An 867-nucleotide genomic window follows, 5' to 3' on the forward strand; every position below is an offset into this window, starting at 1 on the left:
TTCAAATTTTAAAGATTTAAATTTATTTTCATATTTAGGTAAAGGGATATCATAAGGCATATCTTTAAAATATGCAAAGCGATTTTTATTTTTATTACAATATATTACATTATATACAAATTCTAATTTTTCTTGTGCTGTGTTTAGGGAGTCTAGTTTTTCTTCAATTGCTTTAGGAGATAGGAATTCATTTTGGTTATAGGTGTATTTGAAGTCATCTCCCTGAATATTAATATTTAACTGTGTTTGTTCTTTAGTATAATTGCCTGGATATTTTCTTGACCAGAATATATCCTTCTTTATTTCCCTTGCTGGAGAACCAGCATAAACGGTATTTGAATAATATTTCTTAGAAACGGCCAATGAGTTAGCGCCTAGCATAGTTCCAGACGCAATAAATGCACCTTTTGCAATCATAACTCCTTGAGCACACCAAACATGATCACCTATATAAATACTTTTAGAAAAATTAATTCTATTATTTGTCAAGATATCGCAAATAGTATGGTGATCGGATGTTTCAAGATTTATATTCCACGAAAACATACAGTCATTTCCTAAAAAAATATATTTTGATTCTAATACTCTAAAAGTTACTCCCCAGAAACTAGAATTATCGCCAATAAATAAAACACTCTCGCCTACCATGTTGATGTTTATTTTAGCAACATTTTGTCCTATAAAAATTAATCCATTATTGCCATGTATAACCATACTTATATCTCTACTGCTGCCAACAAAAAATACAATATTATTATTGCCTTTAAAATCTAGTTTTAGATTTACTTGCTTAGATAAATCTCCATAAATTATATTCCCGTTCTCTCTTATATACTTTTGCATCTATATCCCCCCCACAATCTTTGG

Annotated in this window: 1 protein-coding gene; it reads right to left on the reverse strand. The window is 29.3% G+C overall.

Annotated features, from left to right (window positions below):
• A partial coding sequence (locus CIGNP103_RS06050; protein WP_086268767.1) for an acyltransferase occupies positions 1–843 on the reverse strand: 843 nt, incomplete at its 3' end.
• Positions 844–867 lie beyond the last annotated feature (24 nt).

The sequence above is a fragment of the Campylobacter sp. P0103 genome (assembly GCF_002139545.1).
Classification (GTDB): domain Bacteria; phylum Campylobacterota; class Campylobacteria; order Campylobacterales; family Campylobacteraceae; genus Campylobacter; species Campylobacter devanensis.